At 49.5% G+C, this 14,879-nt stretch carries 11 protein-coding genes; 2 read left to right on the forward strand and 9 right to left on the reverse strand.

Going from position 1 to position 14,879, the window contains the following annotated elements:
- Window positions 1–468: 468 nt before the first annotated feature.
- From serS to EKM91_RS08555, 3 genes are all read right to left on the reverse strand, one after another.
- A complete protein-coding gene (gene serS, locus EKM91_RS08545) occupies window positions 469–1,752 on the reverse strand; it encodes a serine--tRNA ligase (RefSeq protein WP_125752738.1) in 1,284 nt (427 codons plus the stop codon).
- A gap of 315 nt (window positions 1,753–2,067) precedes the next feature.
- Window positions 2,068–2,745, reverse strand: coding sequence for a Crp/Fnr family transcriptional regulator (locus EKM91_RS08550; RefSeq protein WP_164508514.1), 678 nt, complete (start codon window positions 2,743–2,745; stop codon window positions 2,068–2,070).
- Window positions 2,729–4,282, reverse strand: a complete 1,554-nt coding sequence (locus EKM91_RS08555; RefSeq protein WP_164508515.1) for a helix-turn-helix domain-containing protein — start codon at window positions 4,280–4,282, stop codon at window positions 2,729–2,731. The genes EKM91_RS08550 and EKM91_RS08555 overlap by 17 nt, the downstream gene beginning before the upstream one ends.
- Before the next feature lie 213 nt (window positions 4,283–4,495).
- Here EKM91_RS08555 and EKM91_RS08560 point away from each other — a divergent pair, with 213 nt between their 5' ends.
- Together EKM91_RS08560 and EKM91_RS08565 are read left to right on the forward strand one after the other, a co-directional pair.
- On the forward strand, window positions 4,496–5,161 hold the full coding sequence (locus tag EKM91_RS08560) for a deoxynucleoside kinase (RefSeq protein WP_125752848.1): 666 nt from the start codon (window positions 4,496–4,498) through the stop codon (window positions 5,159–5,161).
- Window positions 5,162–5,329: 168 nt separating this feature from the next.
- Window positions 5,330–6,808 (forward strand): helix-turn-helix domain-containing protein, encoded by a 1,479-nt coding sequence (locus EKM91_RS08565; RefSeq protein ID WP_125752747.1) that lies wholly within the window; start codon window positions 5,330–5,332, stop codon window positions 6,806–6,808.
- A gap of 71 nt (window positions 6,809–6,879) precedes the next feature.
- Here EKM91_RS08565 and EKM91_RS08570 read toward each other — a convergent pair whose 3' ends face one another.
- The 6 genes from EKM91_RS08570 to EKM91_RS08595 all read right to left on the reverse strand — a co-directional run bounded on the left by EKM91_RS08570 (window position 6,880) and on the right by EKM91_RS08595 (window position 14,862).
- Entirely contained in the window at window positions 6,880–7,665 is a 786-nt protein-coding gene (locus tag EKM91_RS08570; RefSeq protein WP_125752751.1) for an ABC transporter ATP-binding protein, read from the reverse strand.
- Between the two features lie 21 nt (window positions 7,666–7,686).
- Window positions 7,687–8,955 (reverse strand): threonine ammonia-lyase IlvA, encoded by a 1,269-nt coding sequence (gene ilvA, locus EKM91_RS08575; RefSeq protein WP_125752754.1) that lies wholly within the window; start codon window positions 8,953–8,955, stop codon window positions 7,687–7,689.
- Between the two features lie 201 nt (window positions 8,956–9,156).
- Entirely contained in the window at window positions 9,157–10,179 is a 1,023-nt protein-coding gene (gene ilvC / locus EKM91_RS08580; RefSeq protein ID WP_125752757.1) for a ketol-acid reductoisomerase, read from the reverse strand.
- A 98-nt stretch (window positions 10,180–10,277) separates the two neighbouring features.
- Window positions 10,278–11,993 carry a biosynthetic-type acetolactate synthase large subunit gene (gene ilvB / locus EKM91_RS08585; protein WP_125752760.1) on the reverse strand — a complete coding sequence of 572 codons (1,716 nt, stop codon included), beginning with the start codon at window positions 11,991–11,993 and terminating at the stop codon, window positions 10,278–10,280.
- Between the two features lie 338 nt (window positions 11,994–12,331).
- Complete coding sequence (locus EKM91_RS08590; protein WP_125752763.1) at window positions 12,332–13,123, reverse strand: hypothetical protein; 792 nt, start codon at window positions 13,121–13,123, stop codon at window positions 12,332–12,334.
- 254 nt (window positions 13,124–13,377) lie between these two features.
- Entirely contained in the window at window positions 13,378–14,862 is a 1,485-nt protein-coding gene (locus tag EKM91_RS08595) for an amino acid permease (RefSeq protein WP_125752851.1), read from the reverse strand.
- Between the last annotated feature and the right edge of the window lie 17 nt (window positions 14,863–14,879).

The following is a 14,879-nucleotide window of genomic DNA, read 5'->3' on the forward strand; positions in this document are numbered from 1 at the left end:
TCATGTTTAATTCTTTTCATTTAAGAAAAGCCCTATCACATTTACGAAACTTTGTTCAGTTTTCAAAGGACTACCTTATCGCTTGACGCAATAAGCTTTATCAGCTTATCACAGCAGCAATCAAGTTGTCAACGAAAATTTCAAATCAATTTTCGTAAAGCGCTTCATTCACGCTTGCGACAACTTACATATCATATCAGCTGTGTTACCAATCGTCAACTACTTTTTCACGGTAATTTTCAATTAGTTCGATCAAGCTGAATATTCATTCAGCCCTGCTGCCATGTATGCACGCCACCATTCGATCAACCGCATCAAGCCGGCTGTCGAAATGACAACGTTGAATATAATATCAATTCCTGCCGCGAGGGTCAACCCCCTTTTCCAGAAAAAAATCATGATGCGGTGTCACAAGCCATTGACCACATAAAAAAGCTAGGGATTTCTCCCTAGCTTTTTGGGCCCACGCTAGTCTTCTGCAGTGATCAAAGTCTGGCCACCCATGTATGGCACTAATACCTCAGGGGTCGTCACCGTGCCGTCAGCATTTTGGTAGTTTTCTAAAATTGCGGCGACAGCACGGCCAACTGCCAAACCAGAACCATTTAACGTATGCACGAATTGCGGCTTGCCGTCGTCATCGCGATACTTGATCTGCGCGCGGCGGGCCTGAAAGTCGGTACAATTAGAGCAGCTGGAGATCTCACGGTAACGATCTTGCGCTGGCAACCAAACTTCCAGATCATTGGTCTTGGCACTGGTAAAACTGGCATCCCCGCTGGCTAAAGTGATCACGTGATACGCCAAGCCAAGCTTTTGCAGCAGTTCTTCGGCATCATGGATCAAGTTGTCGAGTTGATGCCAAGAATCTTCTGGTTTGCAAAACTTCACCATTTCAACTTTATTGAATTGGTGCATCCGGATCAATCCGCGCGTATCACGCCCAGCACTGCCGGCTTCAGAGCGGAACGCTGGAGACAATGCGGTGAAAGAGATCGGCAATTTTTCGCTAGGAATGATCTCATCGCGGTAATAATTGACCAGTGGCACTTCCGCCGTCGGGATCAGCGTTTCTTCTTGATCCTCGTTGTTGATGCTATAGACATCTTCAGTGAACTTGGGGAATTGTCCGGTGCCAAACATCGAGTCGTCATTGACTAAATAAGGGGTGAGCATTTCGGTATAGCCTTCTTTGGCATGTTCATCCAAGAAGAAGTTATACACGGCGCGTTCCAACCGCGCCCCTGCACCCTTGTAATACACAAAACGGCTTCCAGAAACTTTAGCCGCACGTTGAAAATCTAAGATACCCAGTGCCTCACCGATTTCATAATGCGCCTTAGGGGTGAAATCAAATTCTGGCAGTTTTCCCCACTTATATTCTTCACGCGAATCATCTTCGTTCAAGGACATAGGCACATCATCAGCCGGAAAATTAGGTAAACGGACAAGAATATACCGGATCTTTTCATCGATCGTTTTTAATTGCGCATCTAATTTTGCAATGTCTTGCCCAACCGCGCGCATTGCGGTGATCTGCGCGGTGGCATCTTCTTTGGCGCGTTTTTTGTTGGCGATCTCATCAGACACTTGATTGCGCTTGGCCTTCAAGTCTTCAGTCTGCTTGATCACACTGCGACGCTGCTCATCTAAAGCCAACACCTCATCGATTTGGGCGCCATCAACGCCTCGAGCTGCCAGTTTGTCCTTTGCCCATTGCGGTTTTTGCCGCAACACCTTGATATCTAACATGTCTTTCCTCCTAAAATTGCACACAAAAAGCCCTTCATCCAATTGGGACGAAAGGCCTGTTTCCGCGGTACCACCCAAGTTTGGCCAATTGGCCACGCTCAAACGGGGTAACGGCCCGCGACCGAACGGATCCTCTCCGCCCACTAACGCATACTGGAATCAGGGTCTTCGCCGCTTGCACCAACCGCGCCGTCTCTAGGTGACCCCCTATGGGTACGCTATGTGTGTTTAATAATTTATAACATAACGTATTTTCTGCCGTGACGCAATCCAAACCGGCCTCAAAAACCCAAAAAAGCTTGCCAGTTGCCGCCATTATTCTTGGGCGGCTAACGCCTCAGGATCTAAGAGCTTGATTTGTCGATGAGCAGCTTGCTGCAGCCACCCCTTGTCAGCAAATTGCGTCAGTTTGCGGCTGAGTGTTTCCGGCGTCGTCCCCAGAAAATCCGCGAGATCACGTTTTTTCATCGGTAATGTCAACGTGTTGCCTTGCGTTTGCGCTTGGGTCAACAAATACTGTGCCAAGCGCGTCGCCACATCAGCAGTGGTGACCATGGTCGTTTGGGTCTCTAACTCGCCGATGCGCGTCGCCAAAGCGGCGATCACGGCTTGGCTGATCGCCGGATACGTTTGCAGCAGCTGTTGAAAGTCTTTTTTGTATAAAACACAAGCAGTAACTGGCGCCAATGCTTGGGCTTGGGCGCTGTGTTGGCGATCCATGAACAACGCTTGATCACCGTCAAAATCCCCTGGGTGTAACACTCGCAATAATTGCTCGCGGCCTTGCGCTGAGGTGCGCGCGATTTTGACTTGACCGGCATGCAAAATATACAACGCCTCTGCAGGGGTGTTTTCCAAATACAACGTTTCTCCCGCAGCAAAATGGCTATGATGCACCAACGCTTCGATGCGTTCCAGTTGGGCGTGCGGCAGCTGATTGAAAATCGGCACCTGCGCCACACACAAATGTTCATGCTCAGTAATCGACGACACCCCCAACGCTCATCTTATCATCCCAAAGTTGCCGAATGGTGGCATACAATTCACCGTACCAGTCATTAGAGCTTGTCGACGCCCATTTGTAAGTCACTGTGCCGGGCCCTTTTTTCTCAGCTGAATCAGGCACTGTCGAGCTTTCGATCACCAGATCGGCTTGATCCAGATCCGTTTCATTCGGTGACACCAGCTCGACGACGGGCTGGCTCATCAAAAAGGCCAGCAAATCAATATAACCTAGTAAGGTTTGTTCGATCACCACGGCCACTTTGACTTTCACCGGCGGAATGAACTGCACGACTAATTGCAAGACGTTGCGGTAAAAAGAATCCGTCAGCACATCAAGGGAAGCCGTGAATTCATCTAATTCATGGCTAAAGACCACGTGTTCCAAAGTTTGGCGCACTTTTTTGCGAAGCCCTGGGTTTTCTGGCATCTGGTGCAGCTTGTCATTGACTTCATAAGCGATCACTTCGGTCAAGTCTTCACCGAATTCTTGGATCGACACCGTCACCGCCAACAAATTCGCCAACAACATATTCATGGTAGCTTGCGGCAGCATCGCATCGGCAATGAAGTCCACTGGCAACTTCGCCAAAAACTCCGTGACCAACGTATGGATCTCTGGGTTATACCGTTCAAACCGCCGCACAACAGTCGACTGCAGATCCGTCCCAGTGGTGACATAAAACGGTAAGAAATTGAACAGGAAAAACAGCGCCGCTGATTCGCCCATTTGCTCACTGATACTTAAGTCGCTGTGATCCAGGCCAGCAGGCAGCACATCTTGAAGTTCTTCAAAAACATTCGGCACCGGATACTTCAAGGCAAAGCTAGTATTCGCTAGTGACAATGCGTGCCCGTCTTTAGCGCGCTGTTGCGCCACGGCACCATAGTACATGGCGATTTCACGGGTCACGAGATTCGGCCGGCCCATATCAAACATGCGAATGATCGCATCGATTTCTTGACCCTTGTCATCACGCTGGCAACCGGTAAACGGCCAACCAGCCCCGTCTGTTGCCATCCAAAAGATGATCGTCAAAAAGACGCGGATGCGCTTTTCATCGCCTTGCAAGCTTAAAGTTTCATAAGAAAAACGGACGCCAAATTTGCGGGCAAAGTCTCTGACCGGCTTCAAATGGCGCAGCATCGTGGCTTTGCTGGTTTGTTCATGAGCTAAAAAGTCTTCAAAATTATCAAATTTATGGTACAACAAGGCTTCTAAGAATTTATACGGCTGGCCTTGTTGGACAAAAAATAACCGCACCTGACTCGATGGTACGTTAAATAACCGCTTCGTCGTCGTGTTTTTATGGTGGGTCATGACTTCCAAAGTCTCGACCAGACCATTGTACGTGTTATAAACGCTACCATAGTTACGCCCAGTCAATGACGCGATCTGCTTGAGATTGACATCTTTAACTAAAGGCTTGCCTTGATGTTCTAACTCAAGGCGATCTTCAACTGGCGTTTGTGCCACACGTGCATTCACGATTCGGCGGAACAAACTCATTTTTTCTGTTTCGGACATCGAAAGAAAAATATCTTCCCGACCGCGCATATACATTTCCCCCAATTTAGCCTGGTATTCATCACGGTAATTATACCCGCAGATGACAGAAGTTTTCAAATTAAGTTTTCAGAATATTGAGCCTCACCTAACGCTTGCATTCGGCTAAAGTTCCCCGTATGATGGAAGACGCGTGAATTTTCGCGACGAATTCCTGAGCAAAGAGGGAGCATGATGACATTGATCGTATTAGCAGGGACTATTGGGGCCGGCAAAACCAGCCTCACCCAAATGTTGGCAGACCATTTGGGGACACAAGCGTTTTATGAATCCGTTGATGACAACGAAGTCTTGCCATTGTTTTATCAAGATCCGAAAAAATATGCCTTTTTATTGCAAATATACTTTTTAAATAAACGCTTTGCTGCGATCAAACAGGCTTATCGCGACGATAACAATATCTTAGACCGATCGATTTTTGAGGACTCTTTGCTTTTCCATTTAAATGCCGATCTTGGTCGGGCAACCGCCACCGAAGTCAAAGTCTATGACGACTTGTTGGCGAATATGATGGAAGAGCTGCCGTTTGCCGCGCACAAAAAGCGGCCAGATTTATTGGTCCATATCCGCGTCAGCTTCGAAACCATGCTTGACCGGATCAAACGCCGCGGCCGCCCTTATGAGCAGCTCGATGCTGACCCGACATTGTATGCCTACTATCAAGAACTCAACCAGCGCTACGACCAATGGTACGACGATTACAACGAAAGCCCTAAGATGCAGATCAATGGTGATGCACTCGATTTTGTCGGCAATGACTTAGACCGGCAAAAGGTGATCGCCAAAATCGACGCCCGCTTAGCGCTGTTGAATCAAGCGCATCAACAAGCCAACGCCTAAGCCTGCCGCTTCAAACCAAACGCCCATGATCACTATCATGGGCGTTTTTGTGTCGCCATGCGCCTCACTGACGCGGACCCGGTCAGGAGAAATCACTTTTGATTATAGTATTTTTTCCGATATTTGATATAATTAATTCGAATACGGTAGGAATGAGGGGCGTGGCGCATGGATTTTGCGGCAATTTTTCTAGAAAAATCAGATCTGCAGAAATATCAATTGCTGCAAACCCTCAGCGCGTTAGAAGCCACTGGCAAAACGATCGCTGATCTCAGTAATAAGTTGGCCTTTTCTTATCAACGGACCTATAACCTTTTCCAAGAACTCAGCCAAGACTTGGCCGCGATGCGCCACTTGGCCCCGGCAAAAATGCGCCAGCAGCTGCTGTCGCCTGGGCCGCTGGCGATTTCTGCTGATCATTATCTTTATGATCGGCTGCAGCACGCACTGCCATTTCTCTTCTTTGATTATTTGGTCCAAGGCCACCAGCCTTCGGTTAACCGCTTTTGTGCAGAACACTTCATCAGCCGTTCGACGCTGAATCGCAAATTAGTCACATTACGCCATTTTTTCGCGCAATATCAGATCAAACTCTCCTTAAGCCGGCCTGGGTTGATCGGGCCTGAACCGCAGATCCGCTTATGTTTGCAAACGATCTATTGGCAAGCGACCCATGGCGAAACATGGCCGTTTAGTGCCACGCCATTAGCCGCCCTTAAAACACAATATCAGGCCTTACCCAGTGGCGAGGCTTATCCGGTTTTCGCCCAATTGGATCTGTACTTGATCGCCTGCAGCCGCTTGCGCATCGCGACTGGTCATGTAATCACGGCTTTGCCGCTGGCGGCTGCGCCGGTGTATCCCGTTTTTGACAGTGCCAGTTATCCGCATTTAAGTGCGGCGCAGCTAGCGGCTGAAAATGATTTTTTTGCTTTTTATCAAGCGACCAATCTGCGTTTGCACACGACCACCAAACAACCGGCCAGCTTATCTGCTTGGCTTCCAGAAGCGCTATTAGTGACGCAATATTTGCAACAGCACCTGCTGCAGCCTAGTGATGCGGGTTATGTCGCCTTGCACGCGAATCAACGCTTGATCGCCAATATACAGCGCGTCACCGCCCGTTTTTTGGCTTTTGGCGGCAATTATCCCAAAGCTTGCGATTTTTCCATGCCTGAGCGCATCACCGCCCGCAGTCAACGTTTAGCTGAACAATTGGCGCAATGGCTGACCACATTGCCCAAAACGGCCCCATTTGATCTGCTCACGCAAAACGCCGCGAGCTTTGCCGACGCCATCAGATTCTTGTTAGCCCCTTATCTGCTCGCCGCAAAACCGCCAGCGCGCGTCAACGTGAAAGTGTTACTGGCAGCGAATGACATCTTAAATCGCCAGTTGAGCGGTTTTTTAGACAATCTCTTCTTTGTAACGCGCATGTCTGAACTGGCGCCGTTAACCGATGCTGATCTGGTCGTTTGTGACGCGGAAATGGCACAAACACCACCGGTACATCGCTATCTCAAAACCCATCCGCAAGCCTTGTTCAGCTGGTATTTAGATGTTACCCGCACTGATTTTCATCAACTGTATCTCAAATTATCCCAGCTTTACCAAGCAAGCTTAGTGCCTGTCCACCCAAAACCATAAAGATGTGCAAGCCCACCCAGCAACCCAAAAGGCTGCTTGATCAATTTTTGATCAAGCAGCCTTTTTTCTGGCTATTGCGGATAAACGGCGATCCGGTCGGTGCCGATATGGGTCAATTGGATCGGCGCCGCGTAAAACTCACTGAGTTTGTCATCGGTAAGCAGTGCTTGGCGCTTGCCTTGAGCAAAGACTTCGCCGGCTTTTAATAACATGACATGTTGAAAACACGGCATCAATTCTTCCGTGTAATGGGAAACAAACAGCAACGCCGGGCTATCTGGCATCTGGGCGATCTTAGCAACGCGCTGCAACAGCGCTTCTCTGGCAAACAGATCCAAACCGTTGCACGGTTCATCTAAGATCAACAAGTCCGGTTTGGCCATCATCGCCCGTGCGATCATCGCCAATTGGCGTTCGCCTTGTGATAAGACGGCATATGTTTTGCCGATCAAGCTTTCGCCGCCCATTTCGCTTAACACCTCTTTGGCCGCTTGCAAGTCAGCTTGGGTATAGCGCTCATACAAGCCGATGCTGGCAAACTTCCCGGACAAGACGATTTTTTCCACCAAGTCGCCAGGGTGCAGCCAGTCTTGCAGCGCCGTAGAGACCCAGCCAATGCGCTTGGTCAATTCAGGGATCGAAATATGACCAAACACCCCGCCAAGGACTTCAAGTTCCCCATCAGTTGGCCATAAATCCCCATGGATCATCTTCAGCAGGGTGGTTTTGCCAGCCCCATTCAAGCCTAAGATGGCCCAGTTTTGCTTGGGTTGGATTGTCCAGTCAATGTGGTTGAGGATCTTTTTATCCCCACGCTCCAGCGAGACGTCGCGGAACGCTAAAATCGGTTCTGCCATTAGTCTTCCTCCTTTGGCGAATCACACCAGCATTTCGTAAAGCATCGGGTTGTCCATCAAGTTGATATAGTGCGGATCAAATGCCGCCATGCGTTTGACCAAATCAGGATAACTGTTGCGATTGCTCAACAAGATCCCCAACAAAACAGGACCATCCCCGCGATTGACTTTTTTGGTGTACTCAAACTTCGTGATGTCATCATTCGGCCCTAGCACTTGGCTGACGAATTCGCGCAAAGCACCTGGTCGTTGGGGGAAGTTAAAGATGAAGTAATGTTGCAAGCCGGCATAAATCAAGGCGCGCTCTTCGATTTCTTGCATCCGATTGATGTCATTATTCCCACCAGAAATGATGCAAACGACGGTTTTGCCTGTGATCTCGTCTTTGAGGTTTTCCAACGCCCCAACACTCAAAGCACCAGCAGGTTCTGCCACGATGGCTTGTTTGGTGTACAGATCAAGGATCGTTTGGGAAACTGCCCCTTCAGGCACTTGCGTCAATTCATCCACATATGCCCGGGCGGTTTGGTAGGTCAAATTTCCGGCAGTAGCCACTGCACAGCCGTCAACAAATGTATCCATCGAATCCAATGTGACGGGCTTGCCAGCTGCAAAAGCGGCCGCCATGGACGCCGCGCTGCCAGGTTCGACCCCGACAACTTTTGTTTGCGGGCTGACGCCTTTGGTATAAGCAGAAACGCCAGAAACCAAACCGCCGCCGCCAATGGCCACACATAAGTAATCGACAGCAAAACCTTGTTTTTTAGCATCTTGGAAAATTTCTGTGGCGATCGTGCCTTGCCCGGCCATGGTCAAGAGATCATCAAATGGCGCGATGAACGTTTGTTGTTCTTGTTCACAAAATGCATTCGCCGCGGCCGCACATTCATCAAAAGTGTCGCCGACCATCTTGATGGTCACATTGTCACCGCCGAAAAAGCGCACTTGATCACATTTTTGCTTTGGGGTGGTCACTGGCATGAAGATCGTGGCATGGATCCCCATTTTGTGACTGGTCCAAGCGACCCCTTGAGCATGGTTGCCGGCACTGGCACAAACGACCCCGCGCTGGCGTTGGGCTTCAGTGGCTTGGCTGATCGCATAATAGGCGCCGCGGATCTTAAAAGAGCGCACCGCTTGCAGATCTTCGCGTTTTAAATAGACATTGGCTTGATATTTTTGTGATAAGTAAGGATCGTATTGCAAGGGGGTGTGGCGAATAATTGGTGCCAACACCTCGCTTGCTTTTTCAACATCTGCCTGGGACAATACTTGTTTCGTGACAGCCATATTCGCCACCATCCTTTCATTATTCATCATGATCGATTGTGTGTTCAGACCAAGCTGCGGTGTGAGCACCGCTTAACGCTTGCTGGCGCTAAGCGGTACTCGCCCCTAACAGGCGAGCGACCGAAACACTTCATATGTAAAAGAGCCGCGGCCACAATGCGTGACCAGCGGCCCTTTCAAATGCCGTATCGAAAACTGCGATTAGTTAGCTGGTGTGCTGTACTTATCAGCTTCCGTAACAAATGGCATTGCCGAACGTAATTCTGCACCCACGCGAGAAAGCAGGGAGTTAGCAGAGCGTTCGCGCAGCTTCTTGAGTTCTGGGAAGCCGGCACGATAGTCTGCCATGAAGCGCTTAGCAAAGGTTCCGTCTTGGATATCCTTGAGGGCATCTTCCATCGCCTTCTTGGATTCTGGGCCAATGACCTTAGGGCCGACGATGTAAGCACCGTATTCAGACGTGTTGGAGCAGTCAGCATACATCTTGTTGAAGCCGCCTTCGTAGATCAAATCAGCGATCAGCTTCATTTCGTGTTGGACTTCGAAGTAAGCCAATTGTGGGCTGTAACCAGCTTCGGTCAGCACTTCATAACCGGTTTCGATCAAGGAAGTCAAACCACCCATTAAGACGTTTTGTTCGCCGAAGAGATCTTCATCAGTTTCTTCTTTGAAGGTCGTCTTCAAGAGGCCGGCACGGGCAGCACCGTTGCCTTTAGCAAATTCCTTTGCTTCGTCTTCAGCATGGCCAGAGTAATCTTGGAAAACACCATACAATGCAGGAACACCGAAGCCTTCTTTGTAAGTCCGACGGCAAAGATTACCTGGGCCTTTAGGAGCCATGATGATAACATCAACGTCTGCAGGCGGCACGATTTCTTTGTAGTAGATGTTGAAACCATGGGAGAAGCCTAAGATGTTGCCGGCTTCCAAGTTATCCGCAACGGATTCCTTGTAAACTTCTGACATTGCTTCGTCAGTAGTCAGCATTTGGATGACATCTGCTTGCTTGGCAGCTTCGGCAACGGTGTAAACTTCAAAGCCGTCTTTCTTCGCTGCATCCCATGACTTACCAGGACGAGCACCGATGATGACGTCATAGCCTGAATCGCGCAAGTTGTTGGCTTGGGCGTGACCTTGAGCCCCGTAACCGATAAAGGCAAACTTCTTGCCCTGCATATAATTTGTGGTAACGTCCTTTTCGTATAACATGTTAGCTACTGCCATATGTAATCCCTCCAGATTTTATCCATTCGATTAATAATCAACATTTGCATTTCAATACTTTGGAACATGATGTCTTCATTGCAACAAACCAGAACACTTTAGATCCCCATCATGTGGTCATTTGATTGACCAGGCGCGATCATGGGACTGACCGCTTCCAACTTAGGGATCGGCACTTCGATCAAAGCTGAGTGTTCTGAAGATAATGCATCCTGAAGCATGTGCTTCCAGTCGCCATGCGGATCTAATAAGTAATTTTCGATCCCATAGGCTTGGGCCAGTTTTTGAAAATCAGGCTGTTCATGAAAAACGGTTTGCGAGCGGCGTTCGTCATAAAACAGATCCTGCCATTGGCGCACCATACCAAGCGTCCCGTTGTTCAACAAGATCACTTTGACATTTAAGCCATAGGCACTGAGCACGTCCATTTCTTCGCTGGTCATCTGTAAGCTCCCATCCCCAGTAATTAGGATGATGGTTTGATCAGGATGGGCAAATTGCGTCCCGATGGCTGCCGGCAGGCCGAAGCCCATGGTGCCTAACCCGCCACTGGTCACGAGCTGACCAGGGAAAGTGTACGGATAATACTGTGCGGCCCACATTTGATGTTGACCGACATCAGTGACGATATATGCCTTACCTTCAGTCAATGCACCCACTTCTTCGATCAGCTGTTGTGGTTTGATCTTGCCGTCTTCGTGGTTGTAGTGATACGGATGTGCATGTCTGCGGTCGCGACATTCTTCGACCCACTCAAGATGATGAGCGGCTGAAGAGGTGCTGGTCAACATCGCCGTTAACGCTTGTTTGGCATCGGCGACGATCCCGTATGTTGTGGTAATGATCTTACCAATTTCGTTAGGATCGATATCGATATGCGCGACTTGCGCGTTCGGCGCAAAGCGGCGGGTATTCGGTGCGAAGCGATCTTCGAACCGGCAACCTACATTGATCAGCAGATCGCAGTTATGCAAGGCCATGTTAGCCGCAAATGATCCGTGCATGCCCGCCATCCCCATAAATAAGGGGTCGGTATTCGGCATCACGCCGAGACCTAGAAGCGTGGCGACCACTGGGATCTGATGTTGATGGGCGAATTCGTTGAACTCAGGACTAGCCTGAGCGGAAACGACCCCGCCACCGGCGATCAGCAATGGTTTTTGGGCCTTATGTAAGGCGGTCATGAGCGCATGGAGCTCGGTTTTGGCTTGGTCACTAAGCCGGGTCGCTTCAGGAGCTGGCGGCAAGGCCGTGATGGCAGCAGGGGTGATTTTACCCGACATGACATCCTTAGGCAAATCGACGACTACAGGGCCCTTACGGCCGCTGGCGGCAATAGTGAAAGCCTTTGAAACGGTTGCTGCGACGTCTTCGATGCGCCGAGGCTGGAAACCGGCTTTGGTCACGGACTTGGTGAGGCTGAGGATATCCACTTCTTGAAAAGCGTCTGTCCCGATCATCGCCGTGCCGACTTGGCCGGTAAAGATCACCATCGGTACCGAATCGCGCATCCCATCTGCGATCCCAGTGATCGCATTGGTTGCACCAGGACCGCTGGTAACAAAGACCACGCCGGTTTTCCCGGTAGACTTGGCGTAACCTTCGGCTGCATGGGCGGCACCTTGTTCATGACGAACCAGAATATTATTGAAGTGTTTTTGATACATCACATCATATTCTGGCAAGATGGCGCCACCTGGATATCCGAAGACCACGTTAGCTTTTTCTTTGACCAGTGCATCGATCAGTATTTCAGCACCGCTGAGCTTGATGGCATCGCTAAGCTGTGGCTTACTTGACTGTTTCTGTTGCATTGAGTCACCTCCTTTCCATGATTAAAACCAAATTAGTCTTTGATTAGAAATCATGTCTATAAATTTACTATAATTTCATGGATTGTCAACAGCTATCCTCAAACTTTTTTATTTTTTTGCCAAAAATATTTTTTTAGCGGTGAAATCCCTTGATATAACTGGGTTCTTAAAAAAATCGTTTTTGACAATTTTGGCGCGGTTTATCTCACAGAATTCTCTAATTCGTAAGAATCCAGCCTCATCGTTCAGCGCAACTTGCTAATTGCTTTCACATTTTGATGACAAAAAAAGTGCCAATCAGGATTTGATTAGAAAAATCCTCATTGGCACTTTTATTGTCATCCCGCTTCTGGTGCTGATTCTGCAGGTGATGTTTGGGGGTGGGTCTGACGATAGCGCGCAGCGGCAGTTTGATAAAGCACATCCAACCGCTCATGCGCATGCCCCAATTCATACATGACGATCGTCATTTTCTCAAAATTAGTAAAGAAGCGGCCTTGCGATGGCTGATCTTGCAACCAATTGGCAAACATCATCTCAAAATCATCCACCGTTAAGTCTAAGCGCCCTAATAAGCGCGTCAGCAGTTGTTTTTCAAACTCGGTAAGCTTGGCCCAAGACGTTTGATAACAAGCACTAGTGGCGACGTCAGGCGGCATGGTGTCCAGTTCGATGTCGATCAGTTGCATCAAGGTAGTCAATGCCGCTTGATCATGTTGAGTGCCAAACTCCAGCTTCAGCTGATGGCGCAAGAGGATGGCCAAATAGTCATCATCATCGGCAATGCGCTGCTTGGCGGCTTCGATCAAGCTGACCAATAGCGGATAGCCTTGCAAAGCCGTACGCGCGTTTTGTTTCTTAGCTAAGGAAAAATCGATCACCCCTGGCAAATAATATTCATGGATCCATAGCCATTCTTCAATATCGCCTATCGCCGCTTGGCCTTTAGCCGTCAAGCCATAATCATCAGTGGCAAGAGCTTGTAACAAATGGCGCCGCTTGAGTTTGGCCAACAGCCGGCGGGGTTCGAGGTGGTATCGCTCTTGCCAAATGCCATCTGCCACCACTTGCTTTGCGTCTGCTTGCGTCAATAAGTACAAAAACACTTTCATCTCTGGTGTGATCCGCATTTTAATGCCCCCATCCCCAGTCTCTGAGACTATTTTAGCCACAACCGTAAGCGCTGTCAATCTCCCTGTCAGCTGGTGTCGCGACACCCGCGTTTACCATTTAACCTGTGACTTGGACCTGATCGTCTCGGCGCGCTGCCAATCCCACCCCCAGCAGCAAAAACACCTTAGGCCCGCGATCCTAAAAGCGAATCGCGGGCCCAAGGTGCTGGTGTCATGGGCTAAAACCGGTTTGCGGCTCGGCTCAATGGCAATTATTGGCGGTGCTCCCGATGCGGGGTCAAATCGACTTGGTCCAACGGGATCAAGTGCGTTTTATGTTTGACTTTGTACCAGATCATCAAGATCAAAAATAATGGGATCGACATATAAGACACTAATAACCGGTCCCAGGCAAAATGCGCCACTGAACTGATATCTTGCCCAGCGATCACGATCACACTCATAATGATCGCCAAGATCGGCCCGATCGGGAACCATCGGGCATGGTAAACCAGCTCGGACACCTGATGCCCTTGTTTGATAAACGCGCGGCGGAAGCGATAATGGGACACTGCGATCCCTAACCAGGCTAAAAACCCGGTCAAGCCGCTGGCAGCAACTAATAACTGATAGACATTCGGCCCCATGATACTGGACAAAAAGGTCAATGCCCCCACTGCCGTCGTCGCTAACAGTGCCGGCAGCGGCACCCCGCGATCATTGGTTTTGCCAAAGATCCGCGGGGCAAAGCCAGAATTGCCCATTGCCCACAACATCCGCGTGGACGCATACATCCCAGAATTGGCGCTTGATAAGACTGAAGTCAAGATCACGGCATTCATCACCGATGCCGCACCGGCCAAACCGATCCGCTTGAACACCAGCGTAAACGGTGAAATCGCGACATCACTGGCCCCAGAGCCTAACAAGTTGGGGCTGGTATAAGGAATGATCGCTGCGATCACCGCGATCGCTAAGATGTAAAACAACAAGATCCGCCAAAACACTTGTTTGATCGCTTTGGGGATGCTGGTTTCAGGCGTTTCAGATTCACCAGCCGTGATCCCGATCAATTCGGTCCCTTGAAAAGAAAACCCTGCCACCACAAACACGGACAGTGTTGCCGGCAAGCCGCCGACAAAAGGCGCCGCGTGATAAGTATAATTTTCTAAGCCGATCGGGTGACCGCCTAAGATCCCGACGATCGTCAAGATCCCGACGACTAAAAACACCAACACGGTAATCACTTTGACCAGCGACAGCCAATACTCGGTTTCGCCAAAGGATTTTACCGAAATGATGTTGATCAAGAAGATCAACGCCAAAAAGCTTAAGCTAAAGATCCAGCCAGGCACACTTGGCAGCCAAAAATGCATCACGATCGCCGTCGTCGCGATATCCACCGCCACAGTGATCGCCCAGTTGAACCAATAGTTCCAGCCTAATGCAAAGCCCACAGCCGGATCCACGAAGCGGCTGGCATATTCCGAAAAAGAACCGGAAACGGGAATATACGTCGCCATTTCGCCAAGACTGGTCATCAAGAAAAACACCATCAAGCCGATCGCCATATAAGCTAAGATCGCGCCGCCTGGACCGGCGCCGGCGATGGCGCTGCCGCTGGCTACGAATAACCCGGTCCCGATACTGCCGCCTAAGGCGATCATCGACAGGTGGCGGGTCTTTAACTCGCGGCTCACCTGGTTTTGTTGCGTTTTGTCTGCCAAGAAAATACTCCCTTTTAAGTGTTGGACCATCAAAAAAAGCCGATCGG

It is taken from the genome of Lacticaseibacillus baoqingensis, assembly GCF_003946165.1.
GTDB classification, from domain to species: Bacteria; Bacillota; Bacilli; order Lactobacillales; family Lactobacillaceae; genus Lacticaseibacillus; species Lacticaseibacillus baoqingensis.